Origin of the sequence: Rhodococcus sp. KRD175 (assembly GCF_017168275.1) — a bacterium.
Lineage (GTDB): Bacteria > Actinomycetota > Actinomycetes > Mycobacteriales > Mycobacteriaceae > Rhodococcoides > Rhodococcoides fascians.
Genome location: NZ_JABFAQ010000008.1, coordinates 163,266 through 184,731, shown reverse-complemented (window position 1 = coordinate 184,731; position 21,466 = coordinate 163,266). Strand labels below are relative to the sequence as shown.

Below are 21,466 nucleotides of genomic sequence, written 5' to 3'. Positions count from 1 at the left end.
ATCTCGGCGTTTTCGATCCTGGCAGCTGGGTACATTGCGTAGTCGGATCGCGGTGAGTGGGAAAGAAGGAAATGTGTCCTCCAACGAGAAGTCCCTCGAGCTGAGCACGCGCCCAGCCATCGAGGCATATGTGTCGAAGGTGTGTTTCAAGCTGGGGCCACCGTCGCTCATCGGTGCCGAACTCGAATGGCTCACGGCCCTCGACGACGGTTCGCGGCCCTCCCTGTCAGCTCTGGCCGCTGCGCTCGGTGATCACTCCCCGCGCAGTATCGCTCCCGAGTCACCCGCCCTGACGTTGCCGGGCGGAAGTATCGTCACCGTCGAACCGGGTGGCCAAGTCGAATTGTCCAGTTCGCCTTCTATTTCCGTTTCCCAGCTCGAACCGCTGCTCGACGCCGATGCCCGACTGTTGCACGACATGCTCGGTCGCGATGGCATCTCCATCAGCGCAGTTCCCGCCGACGCCGTGCGAGATCCCGAACGACTACTGGTCTTACCGCGCTACTGCGCGATGGAAAACCGTTTCACCACCATCGGGCCTTTCGGCAAGCTGATGATGTGCAACACCGCCGCCACCCAGGTCAGTGTCGACGCCGGACGTGATCGGGCCGAGGTCACTTCGCGATGGCAGATGCTGCACGCCATCGGCCCGGCCTTCGTCGCCGCGTTCGCGCGCTCTCCCGAACTCGCCGGGGCACCGACGGGTGCGTGGGCATCGCAGCGAATGCGGACCTGGCTCGAACTCGATTCCAGCCGGACCGCAGTACCGAACACGGGCGATCCGATCGCCGATTACGCGCGGTGGGCACTCGACGTTCCGCTCCTCTGTATTCAGGGAACCACCCAGAACTGGGAAGCGCCGTCCGGCATCACTTTTGCGCAGTGGCTCGACGATCCGAGCGTTGTCGGTCGCCCGGCAACCTACGCCGATCTCGACTACCACCTGACGACGCTGTTCCCGCATGTCCGAGCCTGCGGGCACCTCGAAATCCGTTACCTCGACGCGCAACCCGACGGGCAATGGGTGATACCGGCCGCCGCGTTCGAGGCGCTGCTGTCCACTCCCGATCTGGTTACCCAGGCCACCGAACTCGGCGCAGGCACAGCCGGTCGGTGGCTCGATGCGGCCCGGGCAGGTCTGGCCGATGGCGAGTTGCGCAGGGCCGCAAGCGAAGTGCTCGATCTCGCATCATCCGCGGGAGGAGAGTTCTCCCAGCAGCTGCGTGCGGCATCTCGGAGATGTCGCGCCGGTATTTCGCCCCACGAATTCGATGCGGTGTCGCCGACATCGCAGAGCCGAAAGGAATCGGTGTGAGCGCCGAAGAACTCAGGACCAGAATCGAGACCGTGCTGACTCGGAGCCGGTCCCGCAGCGCCTCGCTCACCGAGTGCGTGGACGAAACCGAACTGATGGCTCAGCATTCGCCGTTGATGAGCCCGCTGATCTGGGATCTGGCACACATCGGCAGTCAGGAAGAACTCTGGCTCGTGCGCGATGTCGGCGGCCGCGATCCGGTGCGGCCGGACATCGACGAGTTGTACGACGCGTTCAAGCACTCGCGTTCGTCGCGAACGTCCCTGCCGCTCCTGACGCCCGAGGAAGCGCGCGCCTACGTGCATACCGTGCGGGACAAGGCCTGGGACGTGTTGGAGCACAGCACGTTCGAGGGTCGGCCGGTCGAGAAGCACGGGTTCGCGTTCGGAATGATCGCCCAGCACGAGCAGCAGCACGACGAAACCATGCTCGCAACCCACCAGTTACGTTCCGGCCCAGCCGTTCTCACTTCTCCCGCACCGCCGACGTCCACGATGCCGGTGGCGGGGGAAGCCATCATTGCCGGTGGGCCGTTCTCGATGGGGACGTCGCTCGACCCGTGGGCGTTGGACAACGAGCGGCCTGCACACGCCGTGCACGTGCCGACCTTCGCCATCGACCGGGCCCCGATCACCAACGCGCAGTACATGAACTTCATCGCCGACGGTGGCTACGAGCGCCCCGAGTTGTGGACGGAGAAGGGGTGGGCGCACCGCGTCGACGCGCAGCTCACCGCCCCGCAGTTCTGGGAGTCCGATTCCGACGGCACCTGGTGGCGTCGGAGCTTCGGGGTGCGCAGGCCGGTGCGTCCGCAGCAACCCGTCGTACACGTGTGCTGGTTCGAGGCCGACGCCTACGCGCGCTGGGCAGGCAAGCGGCTACCGACGGAAGCGGAATGGGAGAAGGCCGCGCGGTACGACGCGGCGTCGAACACCTCCCGCGCCTATCCCTGGGGAGACGCCGAACCCACTGCAGCACATGCCAATCTGAATCAGCGACATCTCGAACCGGCCGATGTGGGGGCGTATCCGCAGGGTGTGTCCTCGGCCGGGGTCCATCAGCTCATCGGTGACGTGTGGGAGTGGACGTCCTCGGGTTTCGAGGCGTACCCGGGATTCGAGGCATTCCCGTATGCCGAGTACTCGGAGGTGTTTCTGCGCGGCGATTACAAGGTGTTGCGTGGCGGCTCTTTCGGCACCGACGAGGTGGCCTGCCGCGGGACGTTCCGAAATTGGGATCACCCGATTCGTCGGCAGATCTTCAGTGGGTTCCGGTTGGCCCGCGACGTCGAGTCGCACTGAATGTGCCGTCATCTCGGGTACCTCGGAGCAACCACCTCGGTCGGGTCACTGCTGACCCGGGGCGAGAACTCCCTGCGCACACAATCGTTCGCGCCCACCGACATGCGGGGCGGCGGCACCATCAACGCCGACGGGTTCGGCGTTGCCTGGTGGGACGGCGACGACACCGTACGCAGCTATCGCAATCCGATGCCCATCTGGACCGACCCTGCGATCGACGATGCTCTGCCGCAACTGCAGTCGACGTCGGTGATCGCGGCGGTCCGATCGGCCACCGTGGGAATGCCGGTCGAACGCAGTGCCTGTGCCCCGTTCACCGACGAGCGATGGGCATTCAGCCACAACGGCGTCGTGTTCGGTTGGCCGGAATCGTTGGCGGAGCTGTGGTCGGAGATTCCGCCGACCGATGCGTTGATGCTGCCGGCCCCTACCGACGCCGCCGGATTGTGGATCGTGCTGCGAAACCTGTTGCGCACACACGATCCCGAGTCGGCATTGCGCATGCTGGTTCGAGAGGTTCTGGCCAGGTCGCCCAAGGCGCGCCTGAATTTTCTGCTCTCGGACGGCACGTCCATGTATGCCACGGCGGTGCATCATTCGCTGTCGGTACTGCAGACCGAGGATTCGGTCACGATCGCCTCCGAACCCGTCGACGACGATCCCGAATGGATCTCTATCGACGACCGCAGCATCGTCGTCGCGACAGCGACCGGTGTCACCGTTTCGACCCTGGAAGAATGAAGGAGAGTCATGAGCACGGTGGACGTACATCTGACCGACACGACGCTGCTGGACGAATTGCGCAAGGACGTGCGGGAGGGCTTGACGGCCGACCCGAAGTGGCTCTCGCCCAAGTACTTCTACGATGCCGTCGGCAGTGAGCTGTTCGAGCAGATCACGGTGCTCCCGGAGTACTACCCGACCCGCACCGAGCGCGCGCTGATCGAGGAGCATGCACTCGACATCGCCCGGGCCACCGAATCGTCGATGTTGATCGAGCTGGGCTCGGGTTCGTCGGAGAAGACCAAGCTGCTGTTGTCTGCCGGTATCGAACACGGTTCGCTGAGAACGTATGTGCCTCAGGATGTGTCCAGTACCGCCTTGGAGGGTGCTATCGAGCAGATCTCGAAGGAGTTCCCGACGCTGGAACTGCACGGCATCGTCAGCGATTTCACCGATACCCTGCACAATCTTCCCTCCGGAACAGGCCGCACAATCGCCTTCCTCGGCGGCACTCTGGGGAACCTCATCCCGCAGGAACGCGAGGAATTCCTTGCGGCTGTAGCGGACGCACTCGACCCCGGCGAGTTTCTGCTGCTCGGGGTGGGCTTGGTGATCGATCCGGACGTGCTCGTTCCCGCGTACGACGACGCGGCCGGGGTGACAGCCGAGTTCAACCGAAACGTGTTGTCGGTTCTGAACTCTCGGCTCGGCGCGAATTTCGACCCCGAGGCTTTCGAACACGTGGCACTGTGGAACGCCGAGCACGAGTGGATCGAGATGCGATTGCGGGCCACAGCTGCGCAGGAGGTGTATTTGCACGATCTCGACCTGCACGTGCACTTCGAGTCCGGAGAAGATCTACGTACCGAGATCTCCGCGAAGTTCCGGCCGGACGGCATTGCCGGTGAATTGAAGATGGCGGGCTTCGACGTCCTCCATCTGTGGTCCGACGCAGATTCGCGCTTCGCTCTGATCCTGGCCGGAAGGGTCTGAACGGACCGCTGGCATTGCGGGCACCACTGCACACTATGTTCGCCGATCGACGGGATTCCGTCGATCGGCGTCGGTAGTGCGCAACCCTGCCCGTCGATGACGCGTATTCACGGGAGTCGACGTCCCGTTGCTGCAACCGACTTCCGGCGACGACGCACCACCGTGATGATTTCGTCCACGACGCGATCGAGTTCGGCAAGTGCTGTGGCCGCCGAGTATCGCAGCACCAACCATCCGTCGAGCACCAACTCGTTCTGGCGTCGACGATCGTTGTTGAACGTCGCGGGATCCGTGTGGAACTCTCGTCCGTCGATCTCGACGATGACTCGTGCGGAAAAGTCGACCAGGTCGCCGTAGAACCTACCTACGCGCGCATTGATCTCCATTGTGAAGTGGCGAGCTTTCAATGCCCGCGCCACCACCCGCTCCGGCTCGGACAGGGTTCTCGGGCAACAGCTTCGAAGCTGCTTGCGCACTGCAGCCATCCCGTCCATGCCCTTTGCCGTGTCACACAGTTCAGCGACCCGACGCCACGGCACGTGATTGTCTATGGCGTTGTCGAAGAACTTCTCGAGATCGGGCGTCGACAAGCAGGTCGCGACATCGACGAACGTTTGCTCCAGGGACACCACTCGCATGCCGCGTCGCGTGGTGATGTCGCCGAGAACTCGGCGGTGAACTCGGATCCAGGGCACCGACCTCGACTGGCCGGTCGGGCCGACAGTGACGTCGACCAGACGCGGTTCGTATTGGATCAGTCCCCATAACCATGCCGCACTTTCGTGACTCAGTGCGGCGTCCGGTCTCCACAGGGTGGCCCCGAGGCACAGTCCGAAATAGTCTGGCTTCTCCGTCGCGTAGACCTTCGGCAGCAGTCGCACCAGCTCACCGGACCGCGACCGCCTCGAAATCGTGCTCGTGCTGATTCCTTGTGCGAGCAATTGCTGCACTGTGTAGACCCCCATTGCTACACCGTTGCGGCTGACGGGCCCACGCAACAGTGGCAATCTCGCAATTGTGGATAACTCGACGACGTTATCCACAGGACTGCCCGGCGGAGCGGGCACGGTTGCACGCTACGGTCGCCGATCGACGGACTTCCGTCGATCGGCGTCGGTAGTGCGCAACCATGCCCCTGGTAGCCAACCCGAAGCCTCCCGATCAGGTGTCCGCCAACGCAAGTACCGGCGAGATCTTGTTCGCCCGCCGCGCCGGTGCCAACGATGCTCCGAGCGCCAGAAGCCCGCCGCACAGTACCGTGCCTGCGATGACGGCCCAGGGGAGTGTCGGAGCAGACACGCCGCCGCCGCTCAGCGAACCCAGCAGCGATTGTGCTGCGGCCCAACCGTATCCGATTCCGAGGATCAGCCCGAAGCCCATCGACGCGACCACCATCTGGGTGCTCTCCGAGACGATCATGGAACGAATCTGCTTGCGGGTGAATCCGAGTGCGCGCAACAGACCGATTTCCCGGGTACGTTGCAGAATGCTCAGCAGCAGGTTGTTCACCATGCCGACCGCGGCGATGACGGCGGAGAAACCGATGAGGCCGGTCATGATTCCGACGGTTACCGTCAGCACTTGACCGATGGTCTCCTCGTCGTACTCGTCGACGAGCATCGATCGATAGCTGTACATCGCGACTGCGAAGGTGACCACCAAGGTCACCCCGATGAGCAGGCCCACTGCAGTGCGGGTGCTGCGATCCGGATAGCGAATTGCGTTGGCGGACGCCAATCGTGCGGCCGGCCCGCGGCCCGCCATCCTTCCGACGAGTCGGAGCACGCCGGGCAGAATGCGGTACGCACCCACCATGATGCCGGTGAACGATGCCACACCGCCGAAGAACGCGACCAGTACTCCGCCGGGGTTGACCATCCCGATCAGCACACCGAGGCCGAGCAGCACGACACCGCCCGCGATGAGCACGATCGACAACACCGTCCGTACCCGCCTCGACCGTGGGGTCTCGATCCCGGTGTCGACGGCACCGCCGGTCGCCTGAATCGGAGTGACGTCCAGAACTTTCCGTGATCCGACGTACGACGCCAGCGTCGTCGTCAGAACCACGGTGACAACGGGAAGGACCACCAGCGGTTGTACGGACGTGTACTGCACGTCCGGCAACTGACGGGCCGATACCGCGACGGCGCGGGCCAGGTGACTGACACCGACACCGAGCACCAGACCGACTGCGCCACCGAACAACCCGACGAGGAAGCCTTCCCGGGCGACCGATCGACGCAGATCGCGAGCCCGGGCACCCAGTAGGCGGAGCAGCGCGATGGTGCGGGTGCGGCCGGCCACGATCGTCGCGAACGTGTTCGAGGTGACGACAGCCGCGACATACAGGGCGAGGCCGATGAACACCAGTGCCACGCAGTACAACGCCACAATTCCGGTGCTGTCGCTGCCGTCGTCGAAGATGTCGACCAGAAACGCAGTGGCCTGGATCAGCACGACGCCGAAGAACGACGCGAGCGCCGTCACCAGAATGCTCGCACCGTGTTCCCGAGACGCCCGAGCAGATGTGGACACGCTCATCGGAGAACACCTTCCATTCCCAGCATGTAGTTCGAGATCTGTTCCGGCGTCGAGCGTCCCAGTTCGTCGACGATGCGGCCGTCGGCGAGGAAGACGATGCGATCGGCGTAACTGGCCGCGACTGGATCGTGGGTGACCATCACGATGGATTGACCGTACTGATGTACTGCCGCAGCGAGGAGGCCGAGAACCTCACGCCCGGTGCGGGAATCGAGGTTTCCGGTGGGCTCGTCGGCGAAGATCAGCTGCGGCCGAGTACCCAGAGCTCGAGCGATCGCGACGCGTTGCTGCTGGCCGCCCGAGAGCTGATGGGGCCGGTGCCCGACGCGGCTCTGCAACCCCAGGGTATCGATGAGTTGCTCGATCCAGGCCGACTCCTCGGCGGTGGGCGCGCGGCCGTCCAGCTCGAACGGCAGCAGAATGTTGTCCCTGACGTCGAGCGTCGGAACGAGATTGAACGACTGGAAGATGAAGCCGACCTGCTTGCGGCGCAACGTCGTCAGAGCGTCGTCGCCCGCCGACGTGATGTCGGCTCCGGCCAGCATGAGCTGCCCGGAACTGGGGGTGTCCAACCCTGCCATGACATGCATGAGGGTGGACTTGCCGGAACCCGATGGCCCCATGATGGCGGTGAACCTGCCGCCGTGAATGTCGAGAGAGACGTTGTCGAGCGCGCTCACCGGGTTGGACGAGTCGCCGAAATGCTTGCTGACTTGGATTGCCCGTGCAACAGGGCCTGCTGTGATCGTCATGGCAACAACGCTATGAATTCGCAGGACCGAAGTAATCAGGCGCGAGTCTTCGCGTCGTACATCTGCAGGATGACTTCGGTGTCAGTCTCCAGTCAGTCCGTGCTCGAAGGCGTAGACCACCAACTGCACCCGATCACGCAGGTGGAGTTTGGCGAAGATGCGGCTGATGTGTGTCTTCACGGTGGCTTCGCTGAGGTACTCCAGCTCGGCGATCTCGGAGTTGCTCAACCCGCGTGCGGTGAGCCTGAACAGCTCCTTTTCCCGCGCCGTGAGAGTGGCGAATTCGGCCGGTGCCTTCGGTACAGCGGGAGTCGGGGTGAAGTGCGCGAGCAGGCCGGTCGTCGCCGACGCAGCAATGACCGAGTTGCCCGCGTGCACCGTGCGGATCGCCGCGAGGAGGAACTCCGGGTCGGCGTCTTTGAGGACGAATCCGCTTGCACCGGAACGGATTGCACGTGCAGCGCTCTCGTCGAGATCGAACGTCGTCAAGACCAGAATCCGGGGCGGGTGCTCGGATGCGGCCAGGATCTGCTCGGTGGCGGCGATACCGTCGAGCACCGGCATCCGCACGTCCATGAGCATCACGTCCGGCGTTGCGGACGCAGCGAGTGCAACGGCCTCGACGCCGTTCCCCGCTTCCCCGACGAACTCGAGGTCGGACTGGGAGGAGATGAGCATACGAATGCCCGCCCGGAACAGTTGCTGGTCGTCCACCAGGGCCACTCTGATGCGTTCGCTCATGACACTTTTCCCTTGCTGGCTTCGGACGTGGCAGGCAGCCACGCAGTGACGGTCCACGACGAGTCGTCACCGGACGCGATGCACGTACCGCCCGAGAGGCCGGCACGCTCCTTCATGCCGGCGACCCCGTGGCCGGAGGATTCGGTGACCGAACGGCCGGGACGGACACTGTTGCGGACCGTCAGTTCGACGCCGGCAGAATCGGATTCGATGGTGACGGACACCGGCTCGTCCGGGTCGCCGTGGCGCAGCGCATTGGTCAACGATTCCTGTGCGATGCGGTACAGCGCCAGGTGCGCTCCGGCCCCCAACGACGAGCCGGTGGTGTCGATGGTGGCGTCGATCTGCAGACCGGTGGCCCGCATCGAGGCGAGCAGTCGATCCAGATCCTCCGATGTCGGGTTCGGCAGGTCGCCTTGGCTGTGCCGCAGCTGGCCGAGTAACACCCGTACATCGGACAGCGCGGCGCGGGCGGTATCGGAGATGGTGGTCAGTGCGGTGTCCACCGCGGCGGGATCGACAGCGCGTACGTACCGCGCGCCGTCGGCCTGTGCGATCACCACAGCCAGCGAATGCGCGACGATGTCGTGCATGTCGCGGGCAATTCGGTTGCGCTCCTGCTCGATTGCCACCTCGTGCTCGGCGCGGGCCTGATGAACCTCCGCGAGCTCGCGCGCGTGTGCGGATTCGATGGCGGTGCGCCTGGCGTAGGCGAGGCGGCCCAGTGCCCAGGACAACCCCAACATGGCCCAGAGGCCGGCGAGGAGCAGAGCGAACTGCGCGATTCGGGGTTCCTGGTAGCCCTCTTCCGTCGGCGGGCCGAACGGATTGCCGTCCACATACGCCAGATACAGCGCTGCGATGACTCCGCCGCCGACTGCCGATGCCAGCCCGAGGCGTCGAACCACGTTGTCGCCGTACGCGGCCGTGCAATACAGAATTGCGAAGATCGCAGTGTCCGCAGACAGCGGCAGCACTCCGGTGACCATCTGCACGACGGCCAGCATCCAGGCGAGCGCCAAGGACCATCGTGGTGATCGGCGTCGGATGGCCAGTGCAACGCCGAACCCGACCAGAACGCCCACACCTGCGGTACCGGCGACTCCGTTCACGGTGGACGCCAGCAGCAGCAGGACGAACACGACCGCGTACGCGGCGTCGAGTACCTGCCGTGAGATCGATAGCTTGCGCAGCACTCGATCAGACTACGTGCATCAGTTGGTGCGGCGACGCGCCTTCTCGAGGGCGGCCAGCGTCGTCAGAACGGTCGTCCGCTGCTTCTCGAGATCCTTCATACGTGCGCGTGCCGGTAGGCCCTGCGCGCCGTCGAGTGCGCTGATCTGTTCGTCCACCGAGGTGAGTTGAGTCAGCAACTTCTCCACCCGCGACTGCAGTTCGATCGCGTCGATCCCGGTGACACCGGCCTGCGATTTCTTGGTGGGTGCCTTCGCCGGAGCAGACCCCGACGTCGTCGCCGACGAAGACGCCGCTGCGTTCACTGCAGCAGCGGCTCTGGGCCGCAACGCTTTGCGGACCGCGGCCGGGTCGGGGAGCTTCTCGAGTCGAATGCGGTTGAGCACCTCACGCGCATCGCGGGCGGTGACGCGGTACTCGCGCTCCTCCTCGTCGTCGGACGCGAGCGTGCCACCGAGAGGCCGCAGGCCGTACATACCGATGAAGTGCTTCGCCTCGTCGATGACGGCTTCCTTCTCTCGGCACAGGCCGCACCGCGGCTCGTTACGGAAGGTTTCGACGCTGTCGGTGCTGCCGCACCAGACGCACCCGCCCGGCGTCCATCGAGCGATTCTGACGGTAGTAGTTCCGGCCGGGGCGTTGAGAGAATGTGCGTCGATCACGACGAGTCATCTTAGGTGACAACAAAACCCGCCCCGCACGCCCCCGTCTCGCGAGCTGCATATTCCGGCCACGGGCGTGACGTAGTTCATGCAGTGCAGGTGGGGAGCGGGCGGAGCGGGTTTCGGATCGAGCGAAACAGACCTGGGGGTCGGGAGTGCAGCCTGCGGAATGACCCAGGGGTACTACGCGCTGCCGTTGAAAAGGCTGGTGACCGAACCGTTTTCGAAGACCTCGCGGATGGTGCGGGCGAGCAGCGGTGCGATCGAGAGTTCGGTCAGCGTGTCGAAGCGCTTCTCGTCGCTGATCGGCAGGGTGTTGGTGACGACGACTTCCTTGGCACCGCAGTTGGCGAGGCGCTCGGCGGCCGGGTTGGACAGCACGCCGTGGGTTGCGGCGATGACGACGTCACCCGCTCCGGCTTCCTTGAGTACCTTGACTGCGCCTGCGATGGTGCCGCCGGTGTCGATCATGTCGTCGATGAGGATGCAGGTGCGGCCTTCGACCTCGCCGACGACGCGGTTTGACTTGACCTGGTTGGGCACCAGGGGATCACGCGTCTTGTGGATGAAGGCGAGCGGTGCGCCGCCGAACGAGTCGGCCCACTTCTCGGCGACGCGCACGCGGCCGGAGTCGGGGGAGACGACGGTGATGTGTTCGAGGCTGTACTTGCCGCGGATGTGATCGGCGAGCTGGCTGTGTGCATGCATGTGGTCGACGGGGCCGTCGAAGAAGCCCTGGATCTGGTCGGTGTGCAGATCGACGGTGATGATGCGGTCGGCACCGGCGGTCTTGAGCAGATCGGCGACGAGGCGAGCGGAGATCGGCTCGCGGCCGCGGTGCTTCTTGTCTTGGCGTGCGTACGGGTAGAACGGGAGGATCGCGGTGATGCGCTTGGCGGATCCACGCTTGAGTGCGTCGATCATGATGAGCTGTTCCATCAGCCAGGTGTTCAGCGGGAACGGGTGCGACTGCAGAACGAATGCGTCCGATCCGCGGACCGACTCCTCGAAGCGCACGAAGATCTCGCCGTTGGCGAAGTCACGTGCCGTCTGCGGGGTGACGTCGATTCCGAGTTCCTTGGCGACCTGCTCGGCCAACTCCGGATGTGCTCGGCCAGAGAACAACATGAGGTTCTTCTGGTTGTCGATCCAATTAGGGGTGGTCACTGCTTTTCGCCGTCCTTTAGTTCTTGCCGAGCACGATCTGCGCGCGCCGCTGCCTGTGCAGCTTCGGTTCCGGGCCTGTTGTGAACGACCCAGCCTTCGATATTGCGTTGCTTGCCACCGGACACGGCCAGTGCGCCGGGAGGAACATCGTCCCGAACCACTGTTCCTGCACCGGTGTAAGCGCCGTCGCCCACGTGCACAGGGGCGACGAACGTCGAGTCGGATCCTGTGCGTACGTGGGATCCGATTTCCGTGCGGCTCTTGTTGACGCCGTCGTAGTTGGCGAAGACGTTGGAGCAGCCGATGTTGCTGTGCTCCCCGATCGTGGCGTCGCCGACGTAGGTGAGGTGCGGGACCTTGGTGTGGTTGCCGATCGTCGCGTTCTTCGTCTCCACGTAGGCACCGAGTTTTCCGCCCGTGCCGAGGACGGTCCCGGGGCGTAGGTAGGTGAACGGCCCGACCGTCGCATCGGGGCCGATGACGGCCTGCTCGGCGTGGGTGCGGACGACCGAGGCGCGCTCGCCGATCTCGACGTCCCGCAGTGTCGAGTCGGGACCGACGACCGCGTCGTCGGCGATGTGCGTCTTGCCGTGTAGTTGAACGCCGGGTTCGATGCGTACGTCCGCGCCGAGGGTGACGTCGATGTCGATCCAGGTGGTCGCGGGATCGACGACGGTCACGCCCGCGCGCATGTGTCGTTCGATGATGTGGCGGTTGAGCACGGACGTGACGTGCGCCAGCTGAACGCGATCGTTGACGCCCACCACCAGATCCGGATCGGCGAGCTGAGTGCCGTAGACGGCCTTGCCGTCGGCCTTGCTGATCTTGACCACGTCGGTCAGGTACAGCTCGTGCTGCGCGTTGGCGGTGCTGAGCTTGCCCAATGCCGTGCGCAGAGCGACCGCGTCGAATGCGTAGACGCCGGAGTTGACCTCACCGATGAGGACCTGAGCGGGGGTGGCGTCGGCATGTTCGACGATCTCGGCCACCTCGCCGTCGTTCGTACGCACGATGCGGCCGTAGCCGTTGGCGTCCTCGGGGAGGAACGTCAGTACCGTCGCCGCCGCCGGGCGGGGAGCGCTCAGGTGCTCGTCGAGCAGAGCTTTGAGGGTATGGCCGTCGAGCAGCGGGACGTCGGCGGCAGTGACGAGGACGGTGCCCTCGAAGTCGTCCGGCAGCGCCGCGAGGCCGCACTGGACGGCGTGCCCGGTACCGAGCTGTCGATCCTGCACTGCGGTGTGGATGGTGCGGCCGAACGTGGCGGCCAGATCGTGAACTGCGGCGCTCACCCGTTCGCGATCGTGGCCGACAACGGTGACCAGGTGGTCCGGGCCCAGATCGGCGGCGGCGTGCAGCGCATGGGCGAGCATGGTGCGGCCGGCCAGGGGATGCAGAACTTTCGGAGTCTTGGACCGCATTCGGGTACCTGCACCCGCAGCGAGAACGACCACGGCGGTCTGCACAGGCATTGAGCTCCTCGGGGCGATGACGCGAAACGGGCATGCACGAATGGTCTTGCTCGCTCCGCCGCCAGGACTCGAACCTGAACTATCTGAACCAAAATCAGAGGTGCTGCCATTACACCACGGCGGATAATCGACCAGCGGTGGCAGCAGTGGCCGACGAATCGAACGACGCCTTCGTTAGCCGCTGCGCTCCCACTGAGCGCACCGATCCTCGCATGAGAGGTGGCGGTGAGTCGAACCGCGACGCATAACAGACCACTCGCGTCGTTCCGGCGCGGCCCCTGCGACAGGAAAAACGGATGGATCGGGCATCGTTAGTCTGTAGTAGGCGTCGATTCGACGTCCGCATTGCCCACGGTCGGTGACGGAAGCGGTTTTCGATGACAGGCGCAGCCTCCGAGCAGGAACGCACACCTCGTGTCCGCATGACGGGGACACAGAGACGCGAGCAGTTGATCGAGGTGGGGCGCACGCTGTTCGCCGAGCGTGGGTACGAGGCGGCGTCGGTGGAGGAGGTCGCCGGACGCGCGAACGTGTCCAAACCGGTGGTCTACGAACACTTCGGGGGCAAGGAAGGCCTCTATGCCGTCATCGTGGATCGCGAGATGTCGACGCTGCTGGGCATGATCACCAGTTCTCTCGAACTCAACCGGTCGCGTATTCGGGTCGAACGAGTCGCGCTCGCCCTGCTGACGTACATCGAGGAGCGCACCGACGGATTCCGCATTCTGGTCCGTGATTCGCCGGCATCGGCCGAGGACGGCAAGTACTCGTCTCTCCTCAACGAGGCCGTGGGACGCGTCGGGCACATGCTCGCGGGGGATTTCTCGCGACGCGGTCTGGATCCGGAATTCGCGCCGATGTATGCGCAGGCGTTGGTCGGCATGGTGTCGATGACGGCCCAGTGGTGGCTCGACGTGCGAACGCCGCCCAAGGAAGTGGTTGCGGCCCACGTGGTGAACCTGTGCTGGAACGGGCTGACGAATCTAGAGGCGGACCCTCGACTGACCGAGGAATGACAACTCTGTTTCGGCTCTCACCGAGGAAAAAAGGGGGTATCGTCCCCTTTGTCGGGCGGGAGGGCCGCATCACATCAGGGGCGATTGTCATCCGGACCGATGCATGTTGGCGTCAAACGTAAAGCTGCTCAGTGGTACCGTTCGGGCGTAATTTGCGCAGTGGAAGTTCAATCGCAGAGGCGGATCCTATGGTCAGGCAGGCTCGCGCTGAGATCACTCGCGACACCGTGCTTGCAGGCGCAGCGAATGTCTTCCTGCGCCTCGGGTACGCGAACGCAAGCCTCAGTGAAATCATCTCTCAGTCCCAGGTCACCAAGGGCGCGTTGTACTTCCATTTCGGCTCGAAGGAAGAACTCGCACGTGCGGTCATCGACGAGGGCAATGCGCGTCTGAGCACGGCTTGCATGCAGTTCAACGACGGGCGCATCCCGGCCCTGGAAGCTGCGATCGGGATCTCTTACATCGTCGTCGACCTCTCCGTCACCGACCCGATGGTGTCGGCGATGCTGCGTCTGAGCCATCAGATCGGTGATTACCGCGGCACCGAGGGCAACGTCATGGCCGGCTGGAGCGTCGCGTTCGACAAGCTCGCCGCCAAGGCCATCGCACAGGGTGACATCGACCCCAGTTCGGATCCGAGCACCATCGGTTCGCTCGTGCTCGAAATCCTCACCGGCGTTCACATGGTCGCCGTCGCCACCTCCACCACCGAGGAACTGCCCTCGCGGATGGAGCGACTCTGGTACTACCTGCTCCCCGCGCTGGTGCCGACGAACAAGTTGGACTACTTCCGCGAATTCGCGGCCCGTCGCGTCATTCGCTTCGGTCCGTAGTTCGGGCCCCCAGTTCCAGGCTCCGATTTCGAGGCCCTGATTCTCGGGCTCGGTCCTGGTTCGACGGCATCTCCCGCGTGTCACGGTGTCGGTGCGCTCCCATAGACTCGATGGGACTGTGCGTGCGCAGCCATCGCCTCGACTCGTTCAGGAGCATTGCTGTTGTCTTCCGATTCCCTGCCTGCCATGACCACGTCCGGGCCGGCCCCGATCGTTCCCGACGCGGCGCTTCACCTTTCGGGGCTCGCCAGTGTCGCGTTGACGGATGCGTCGATGGTCGCGGTCGCCGACGCGATCGGGACGGCCGAGCACACGTTGATCGGGCCGCACTCGGTGCGCCCGTTCGTGGCCGCCGCAATCGCGCAGCGCACCCAACTTCTGATCGTCACCGCGACGGGACGCGAAGCCGACGACCTGACGGGTGAACTCACCCAGATGCTCGGTGACGGCGTCGCCATGTTCCCGTCGTGGGAGACGCTGCCGCACGAACGGCTCTCCCCGAGCGCCGATACCGTGGGCAAGCGGCTCGATGTGCTCCGTCGTCTCGCCCGCCCCGGTGACAGCGACTACGGCGATCCGCTGCGTGTCATCGTCACCACCGTTCGATCGCTGGTGCAGCCGATGGCCCCGGGTCTCGGCGAGATCGAACCCGTCACGCTCAAAGTGGGTCTCGATCTGGACTTCGACGGCTTGATCCATCGCCTCGTCGAATTCGGCTACCTGCGCGTCGACATGGTGGGCAAGCGCGGCGAATTCGCCGTCCGCGGCGGCATTCTCGACCTGTTCTCGCCGACGGCCGATCATCCGGTCCGCGTCGAATTCTGGGGCGACGAGATCACCGAGCTCCGCGCATTCGCCGTCTCCGATCAGCGATCGCTCCCCGATCACGAGGTCGATCTCGTCATCGCGCCGCCGTGTCGAGAATTGCTTCTCACGCAGGAGGTTCGCGATCGCGCGGCCGTGCTCGCCGCCGACAATGCCGGTGACACCGCGTTGGTCGAGATGCTGGACAAGCTGTCGGCCGGAGTCCCGGTGGAGGGCATGGAGGCGCTGCTGCCGCTGTTGCAACCCGGCGAGTTGCAACTGCTCGCCGACACATTGCCCGCCGGGACCCACGTCCTGCTCTGCGATCCCGAGCGAATCCGAACTCGCGCAACCGATTTGGTCCGCACAGGACAGGAATTCCTCGAAGCGTCCTGGACTGCGGCATCCATCGGTGGAGCCGCGCCACTGGACACGTCCACCCTCGATACGTCCAGCCTCGAGGGGGCCTCGCTCGATCTCGGTGCCTCCGCATACCGCTCGCTGCGGCAGGTACGCGAATCGGCCCAGGTGCACGGCCGGCCGTGGTGGACCATCAGCCCCTTGGCATCGGGCAACGGTGAAGAAGTGGAGCTCGCCGTCGATCCCGTGCCCGAGGTGCGAGGTTCCGAGGAAGCGTTGACGGCGCTGTACGCCACCCTGCGAGCTCACATCGCCACCGGGGGACGGGCCGTCATCTCCGTGGCCGGAGCCGGCACCGCCAAGCGCATCATCGAGCGCCTCGCCGAGGCAGAAGTGCCTGCCGCACATCTCGATTCCGGTGCGGTCCCGGTTCCGGACGTCGTCAACGTCCTGTGCGGTTCGCTGCACGACGGCCTGGTGTTTCCCGACGCAAAGCTCGTGGTCGTCACCGAGAGCGATCTCACCGGTAACCGTGTCGCGGCGGCGGGGGAGGGGCGCAAGCTACCGGCCAAGCGTCGCAATCAGGTCGATCCGCTGGCTCTCGTCGCCGGCGACAGCGTCGTGCACGACCAGCACGGCATCGGCCGGTTCGTCGAGATGGTCGAGCGCACCATAGGCGGCGCCAGGCGCGAATACCTCGTCGTCGAATACGCGCCGAGCAAGCGCGGTCATCCCGGCGACCGACTGTTCGTGCCGATGGATTCACTCGATCAACTCTCGCGCTACGTCGGCGGCGAACTGCCGACACTGAGCAAGCTCGGCGGGTCCGACTGGGCGAACACCAAACGCAAGGCGCGCAAGGCGGTTCGCGAGATCGCCGGCGAACTCGTGCAGCTGTATGCCGCTCGTCAGGCGGCTCCGGGACACGCCTTCGGGGCCGATACTCCGTGGCAGCGCGAGATGGAAGATGCGTTCGGGTTCACCGAGACGGTCGATCAGATGACGGCCATCACCGAGGTCAAGGCCGACATGGAGAAGGCCGTCCCGATGGACCGCGTCATCCTGGGCGACGTGGGTTACGGCAAGACCGAGATCGCCGTGCGCGCCGCGTTCAAGGCAGTTCAGGACGGCAAGCAGGTGGCCGTCCTGGTCCCGACAACGCTTCTCGCGCAACAGCATCTGCAGACGTTCACCGCGCGGATGGCGTCGTTCCCGGTGACGGTCAAAGGGCTCTCTCGCTTCACCCACGGTGCCGATTCCAAAGAAGTGATGGCCGGATTGGCCGACGGCACCGTCGACATCGTCGTCGGTACGCACAGGTTGCTGCAGACCGGTGTCGCCTGGAAAGACCTCGGCCTGGTCATCGTCGACGAGGAGCAGCGTTTCGGCGTCGAGCACAAGGAGCACATCAAGTCGCTCCGTACTCACGTCGACGTGCTGACGATGTCGGCCACCCCGATTCCGCGAACGCTGGAGATGAGCCTGGCGGGCATTCGCGAGATGTCGACCATCCTCACCCCGCCCGAGGAGCGGCATCCGGTGCTGACCTACGTCGGCGCGTACAACGACAAGCAGGTTGCGGCCGCCATTCGGCGCGAATTGCTGCGCGACGGCCAGGTGTTCTTCGTACACAACCGAGTGAGCTCGATCGACAAGGCCGCCAAGAAGATTCGGGATCTCGTCCCCGAGGCGCGAGTGGCGACCGCACACGGTCAGATGAACGAGGAAACGCTCGAACGCACCGTGCAGGGTTTCTGGCAACGCGAGACCGATGTGCTGGTGTGCACCACCATCATCGAAACCGGTCTCGATATCTCCAACGCCAACACGCTGATCGTCGAACGCTCCGATTCGCTCGGCCTGTCCCAGCTGCATCAGCTGCGCGGTCGAGTGGGTCGTAGCCGCGAACGCGGGTACGCGTACTTCCTGTACCCGCCGGAGAAGCCGCTCACCGAAACCGCCTACGACCGTTTGGCGACCATCTCGCAGAACTCCGACCTCGGAGCCGGTATGGCCGTGGCGATGAAGGACCTCGAAATTCGTGGTGCCGGAAACGTTCTGGGAGCCGAGCAGTCGGGCCACGTCGCCGGCGTCGGATTCGATCTGTACGTGCGGCTCGTCGGTGAAGCGGTCGAGGCCTACCGCGCTGCCGCCGACGGTAAGCCGATCACGACGGACGAGGCACCCAAGGAAGTGCGTATCGACCTCCCCGTCGACGCGAACATCCCGCCGGATTACGTCACCAGCGATCGGCTCCGGCTCGAGGGTTACCGTAAACTCGCCGCCGCGGCCGACTCCGAAGGCATCGACGCCGTCATCGACGAACTCGTCGATCGCTACGGCCCGCTACCCGAGGAGGTCGGCCGCCTGGTCTCCATCGCGAAGCTGCGCCTGATCGCCAAGGAATACGGCCTGACCGACGTCAATGTGGCCGGGACACAGGTGAAATTGGCTCCGATGGACCTGCCCGATTCGAAGCAGATCAGGCTCAAGCGCCTCTACCCGAGCGCGACGTATCGTGCGACCACCGGAGTGGTGCAGCTGCCGTTGCCCCGCGTCGAAGGCGGCGGTGTCGGAGCGGCGCGCGTCCGCGATGTCGAATTGGTGCAGTTCATCGCCGATCTCATCCTATCCTTGGACGGGAAGCCATCTCGGTCCGTCCTGTTGGAGCAAACTGTGGGGGTGTAGCGGTGACGATCGTTCTGCTCGACCCTGTTCGTCCTACTCAGGTACCGGTGGACGCCGTCGAATTTCTCGGTGGCGCAGTGCAGTTCACCGAAGAGGTTCCGGTGAAGGTGCGCTGGTTGTTCTCCGGCACCGCCGCGCCCGACGACGTCGATGCCGTGTTGGTGAGCACCGACCGGACCAATCCCGATGTACAGAACCGGATCGCCCGCGGCGAACGCGTCGTCGCGGCCGAGAAGCTTCCGGGCGACGACGTCATCGCGGCGGTCCAGCTGATGGACCGTTTGCGTAGCGTCGGCGGCTGGGAAGCTCAGCAGACGCACGAGTCGCTGCGCGGCTACCTTCTGGAAGAAACCTACGAGCTGCTCGACGCCATCGCCGCCGGCAACTTGGTCGACCTCCGTGAAGAGCTGGGAGACCTGTTGTTACAGGTGCTCTTTCACTCCCGGATAGCTCAGGACGCCGCCGAGGACCCCTTCGACGTCGATGACGTTGCCGCAGGTCTGGTGCGAAAGCTGACACACCGCAGCCCGCATCTGAGCCGAACCGACACCGGACCGATCGACATCGTCGAGCAGGAGCGGATGTGGGAAGAGAAGAAGGCGTCGGAAAAAGCCAGGGGCTCCTGCCTGGACGGCATCGCAATGTCTCAGCCGTCACTTGCATTGGCGCAGAAGGTGGTCGGACGCGCCAGCAAGGCGGGACTGCCCGACGAGCTCGTTCCGGACGGTCTGCGGGTCGTCCACATCGGCGTCGACCATTCGAACGGCGGGGACAGTGCCGAGGACACATTACGGCGTCGAGTACTCGATTTCGCCGCGTTGATCCGTAATGCCGAGGCATCGGCCCGCAATGCGGGCGTCACGCCGGGAGAGATGAGTGCGTTGGATTGGATCGAACACTGGGGTCTACGGGGCTGACCGGGACGCTTTCTGCTTCCAGGCACGCGAGGACAGCAATCGCATCCCGTTCAAAGCGACGATGACCGTGGAGCTTTCGTGACCGGCCACGCCGATCGGTAGCGGAAGGGTACCGATCAGATCCCAGGCGACCAACACCACGATGAACGTCGCCGCAATCGCCAGGTTCGCGACCACGATGCGGTGAGCCCGCCGCGAAAGCGCGATGACGGCCGCCAGGGCCCCGAGGTCGTCGCGGATCAGGACGGCATCGGCGGTGTCGAGCGCGAGATCGGATCCTCGACGTCCCATGGCGACACCGATGTCGGCCGTAGCCATCGCCGGCGCGTCGTTGACGCCGTCGCCGACCAACAGCACTCGCCGCGGGGTCTCGCCGTCGGTACGTTCGTTCTGCAGTTGTGTGACGGCCTCGGCCTTGTCCTGGGGCAGCAGCCCCGCGCGTACGTCGACAATTCCGGCGCGCGCTGCCACTGCTCGAGCGACGCGGTCGTTGTCGCCGGTGAGGAGCACCGGTCGAGTGCCGACCAGTTCTTCGAGACCTGCGACCGTGGTGTCGGCCTCGGCGCGAACGATGTCGACGAGTCCGATCACGGCGATCGCTTCTCCGTCGAGGTGCACGATCACCGCCGTCATGCCCTCGGCTTCTCGAAGGGCGGCGGTGCGCTCGGCCGGGGCGTTCGTGTTGTGCTGTGCGGCTTCGGCTTCGGCTTCGGGTTTCGTGACCGTGACGATGCGGCTGTCGACCGTTGCCGTGACTCCCATGCCGGGTGTCGAATCGAAGTGCGTTGCCGTGATGATCGCGACGCCCCGGCTCGTGGCGTAATCGACGACAGCGAGCCCGATCGGGTGCTCGCTTCCGTTCTCGGCCGCAGCTGCCAGGCGGAGCACTTCGTGCTCGTCCAGGGTTCCCAGAATATCGATGCACTCCACCCGGGGTGTTCCCTCGGTGAGGGTCCCTGTCTTGTCGAAGGCAACCGTGTCGATCGATCGAAGTTGTTCCATCGCCACGGCAGACTTGACCAGTACGCCGTTTCTGCCCGCGGTGGCCATCGCTGCGAGTAGGGGCGGCATGGTCGCCAGGACCACCGCGCACGGTGACGCGACGATCATGAACGTCATCGCTCGCAGCAACGACGATTCGAGGTCGTTCCCGAGCAGCATCGGCACCGCGAATATCGCTGCGGTACAGAGCACGACGGTCTTCGAGTAGTACTGCTCGACTTTCTCGATGAACAGTTGCTTCTCGGCCTTGGTCTCGGACGCATGCTCGACCATGGTGACGATGCGCGCGATGATCGTGTCGGACGGGTCGACGTCGATTCTGATCCGTAGTGCGCCGGTGCCGTTGATGGTTCCGGCGAACACCTCGTCGCCCACGGATTTCGAGACGGGTACCGATTCCCCAGTGATCGAGGCTTGATCGATGTCGGATGCGCCGTCGACGATGATGCCTTCACCCGAAATGCGTTCGCCGGGGCGCACTGTCACGATGTCGCCTGGACGAAGGTCGGATGCGTCGACCGTTCGTTCGTGGCCGGAGGTGTCGAGCACGGTCGCGGTCTCGGGTGCCAGATCCAGCAAACTCCGAATCGAGTCGGCGGTGCGTCTGGTGAGCACCGCTTCGAGGGCACCGGACGTGGCGAAGATGACGATCAGCAGTGCGCCGTCGAAGATCTGCCCGATCGCGGCGGCACCGAGTGCGGCGACGATCATCAGCAGGTCGACGTCGAGAGTTCGGTCCCGCAGCGCCCGGAGTCCTTCGAGCGCAGGCTCCCACCCACCCGTGGCGTAGCAGGCGAGGTACAGCGCCCAGTACGTCCATGTCGGCGCGTCGATCAATTGCGCGAGAAGTCCGAGGGCGAACAGTGCTGTCGCGGCCAGCGCCCATCTGACTTCGGCGATGTCGACGAGACGGGTGCGGCTTGCGCCGGCTGGATGTCGCACGTCGGCCGGTGCCGGGGCGGTGCTGGTGGAAGTCATGCGGGCC

17 protein-coding genes and 1 tRNA gene are annotated in these 21,466 nt (G+C 64.8%); 8 read left to right on the top strand and 10 right to left on the bottom strand.

The genetic code is table 11. The features are described from left to right. Positions 1-73: 73 nt before the first annotated feature. From egtA to egtD, 4 genes are read left to right on the top strand one after another with little or no spacing between them, the layout of a single operon-like run. Positions 74-1,315, top strand: a complete 1,242-nt coding sequence (gene egtA, locus J1M81_RS15610; RefSeq protein WP_032401186.1) for an ergothioneine biosynthesis glutamate--cysteine ligase EgtA — start codon at positions 74-76, stop codon at positions 1,313-1,315. Then, positions 1,312-2,616: an ergothioneine biosynthesis protein EgtB gene (gene egtB, locus J1M81_RS15605; protein WP_196251055.1), complete on the top strand. Its 1,305-nt coding sequence runs from the start codon at positions 1,312-1,314 to the stop codon at positions 2,614-2,616. Before egtA ends, egtB begins: the two co-directional genes overlap by 4 nt. After that, the gene (egtC, locus tag J1M81_RS15600; protein ID WP_032364113.1) at positions 2,617-3,357 is read left to right on the top strand and encodes an ergothioneine biosynthesis protein EgtC; all 741 of its coding nucleotides are present in this window, start codon (positions 2,617-2,619) and stop codon (positions 3,355-3,357) included. It abuts the gene before it with no gap. Between the two features lie 9 nt (positions 3,358-3,366). Continuing rightward, the gene (gene egtD, locus J1M81_RS15595; protein ID WP_027496093.1) at positions 3,367-4,332 is read left to right on the top strand and encodes an L-histidine N(alpha)-methyltransferase; all 966 of its coding nucleotides are present in this window, start codon (positions 3,367-3,369) and stop codon (positions 4,330-4,332) included. A 107-nt stretch (positions 4,333-4,439) separates the two neighbouring features. Here the strand turns inward: egtD and J1M81_RS15590 are convergent, their stop codons facing one another. The 9 genes from J1M81_RS15590 to J1M81_RS15550 all read right to left on the bottom strand — a co-directional run bounded on the left by J1M81_RS15590 (position 4,440) and on the right by J1M81_RS15550 (position 12,985). Further along, positions 4,440-5,297 carry a DUF559 domain-containing protein gene (locus J1M81_RS15590; RefSeq protein WP_032401187.1) on the bottom strand — a complete coding sequence of 286 codons (858 nt, stop codon included), beginning with the start codon at positions 5,295-5,297 and terminating at the stop codon, positions 4,440-4,442. Between the two features lie 196 nt (positions 5,298-5,493). Continuing rightward, positions 5,494-6,876, bottom strand: coding sequence for an ABC transporter permease (locus tag J1M81_RS15585; protein WP_027496095.1), 1,383 nt, complete (start codon positions 6,874-6,876; stop codon positions 5,494-5,496). After that, positions 6,873-7,628: an ABC transporter ATP-binding protein gene (locus J1M81_RS15580; RefSeq protein WP_206498306.1), complete on the bottom strand. Its 756-nt coding sequence runs from the start codon at positions 7,626-7,628 to the stop codon at positions 6,873-6,875. Before J1M81_RS15580 ends, J1M81_RS15585 begins: the two co-directional genes overlap by 4 nt. Before the next feature lie 81 nt (positions 7,629-7,709). Continuing rightward, positions 7,710-8,369, bottom strand: coding sequence for a response regulator transcription factor (locus tag J1M81_RS15575; protein WP_032364108.1), 660 nt, complete (start codon positions 8,367-8,369; stop codon positions 7,710-7,712). After that, positions 8,366-9,565, bottom strand: a complete 1,200-nt coding sequence (locus J1M81_RS15570; RefSeq protein ID WP_206498305.1) for a sensor histidine kinase — start codon at positions 9,563-9,565, stop codon at positions 8,366-8,368. The genes J1M81_RS15575 and J1M81_RS15570 overlap by 4 nt, the downstream gene beginning before the upstream one ends. A gap of 18 nt (positions 9,566-9,583) precedes the next feature. Next, positions 9,584-10,225, bottom strand: coding sequence for a hypothetical protein (locus tag J1M81_RS15565; protein WP_027496099.1), 642 nt, complete (start codon positions 10,223-10,225; stop codon positions 9,584-9,586). 183 nt (positions 10,226-10,408) lie between these two features. Beyond that, positions 10,409-11,392, bottom strand: coding sequence for a ribose-phosphate diphosphokinase (locus J1M81_RS15560; RefSeq protein WP_027496100.1), 984 nt, complete (start codon positions 11,390-11,392; stop codon positions 10,409-10,411). Beyond that, on the bottom strand, positions 11,389-12,861 hold the full coding sequence (glmU, locus tag J1M81_RS15555) for a bifunctional UDP-N-acetylglucosamine diphosphorylase/glucosamine-1-phosphate N-acetyltransferase GlmU (RefSeq protein WP_027496101.1): 1,473 nt from the start codon (positions 12,859-12,861) through the stop codon (positions 11,389-11,391). Before glmU ends, J1M81_RS15560 begins: the two co-directional genes overlap by 4 nt. A 53-nt stretch (positions 12,862-12,914) precedes the next feature. After that, a tRNA-Gln gene (locus J1M81_RS15550) sits at positions 12,915-12,985 on the bottom strand. Between the two features lie 253 nt (positions 12,986-13,238). Here J1M81_RS15550 and J1M81_RS15545 point away from each other — a divergent pair. The 4 genes from J1M81_RS15545 (at position 13,239) to J1M81_RS15530 (ending at position 19,479) form a co-directional block, all read left to right on the top strand. Beyond that, on the top strand, positions 13,239-13,877 hold the full coding sequence (locus J1M81_RS15545) for a TetR/AcrR family transcriptional regulator (RefSeq protein ID WP_032401190.1): 639 nt from the start codon (positions 13,239-13,241) through the stop codon (positions 13,875-13,877). A 188-nt stretch (positions 13,878-14,065) separates the two neighbouring features. Next, positions 14,066-14,710, top strand: coding sequence for a ScbR family autoregulator-binding transcription factor (locus J1M81_RS15540; RefSeq protein WP_027496103.1), 645 nt, complete (start codon positions 14,066-14,068; stop codon positions 14,708-14,710). A 186-nt stretch (positions 14,711-14,896) separates the two neighbouring features. Then, entirely contained in the window at positions 14,897-18,562 is a 3,666-nt protein-coding gene (gene mfd, locus J1M81_RS15535) for a transcription-repair coupling factor (RefSeq protein WP_045842032.1), read from the top strand. Positions 18,563-18,564: 2 nt separating this feature from the next. Next, a complete protein-coding gene (locus J1M81_RS15530; RefSeq protein ID WP_032401192.1) occupies positions 18,565-19,479 on the top strand; it encodes a MazG family protein in 915 nt (304 codons plus the stop codon). Here J1M81_RS15530 and J1M81_RS15525 read toward each other — a convergent pair. Then, positions 19,468-21,459: a heavy metal translocating P-type ATPase gene (locus tag J1M81_RS15525; RefSeq protein WP_080736588.1), complete on the bottom strand. Its 1,992-nt coding sequence runs from the start codon at positions 21,457-21,459 to the stop codon at positions 19,468-19,470. The genes J1M81_RS15530 and J1M81_RS15525 overlap by 12 nt on opposite strands. Positions 21,460-21,466: the final 7 nt, after the last annotated feature.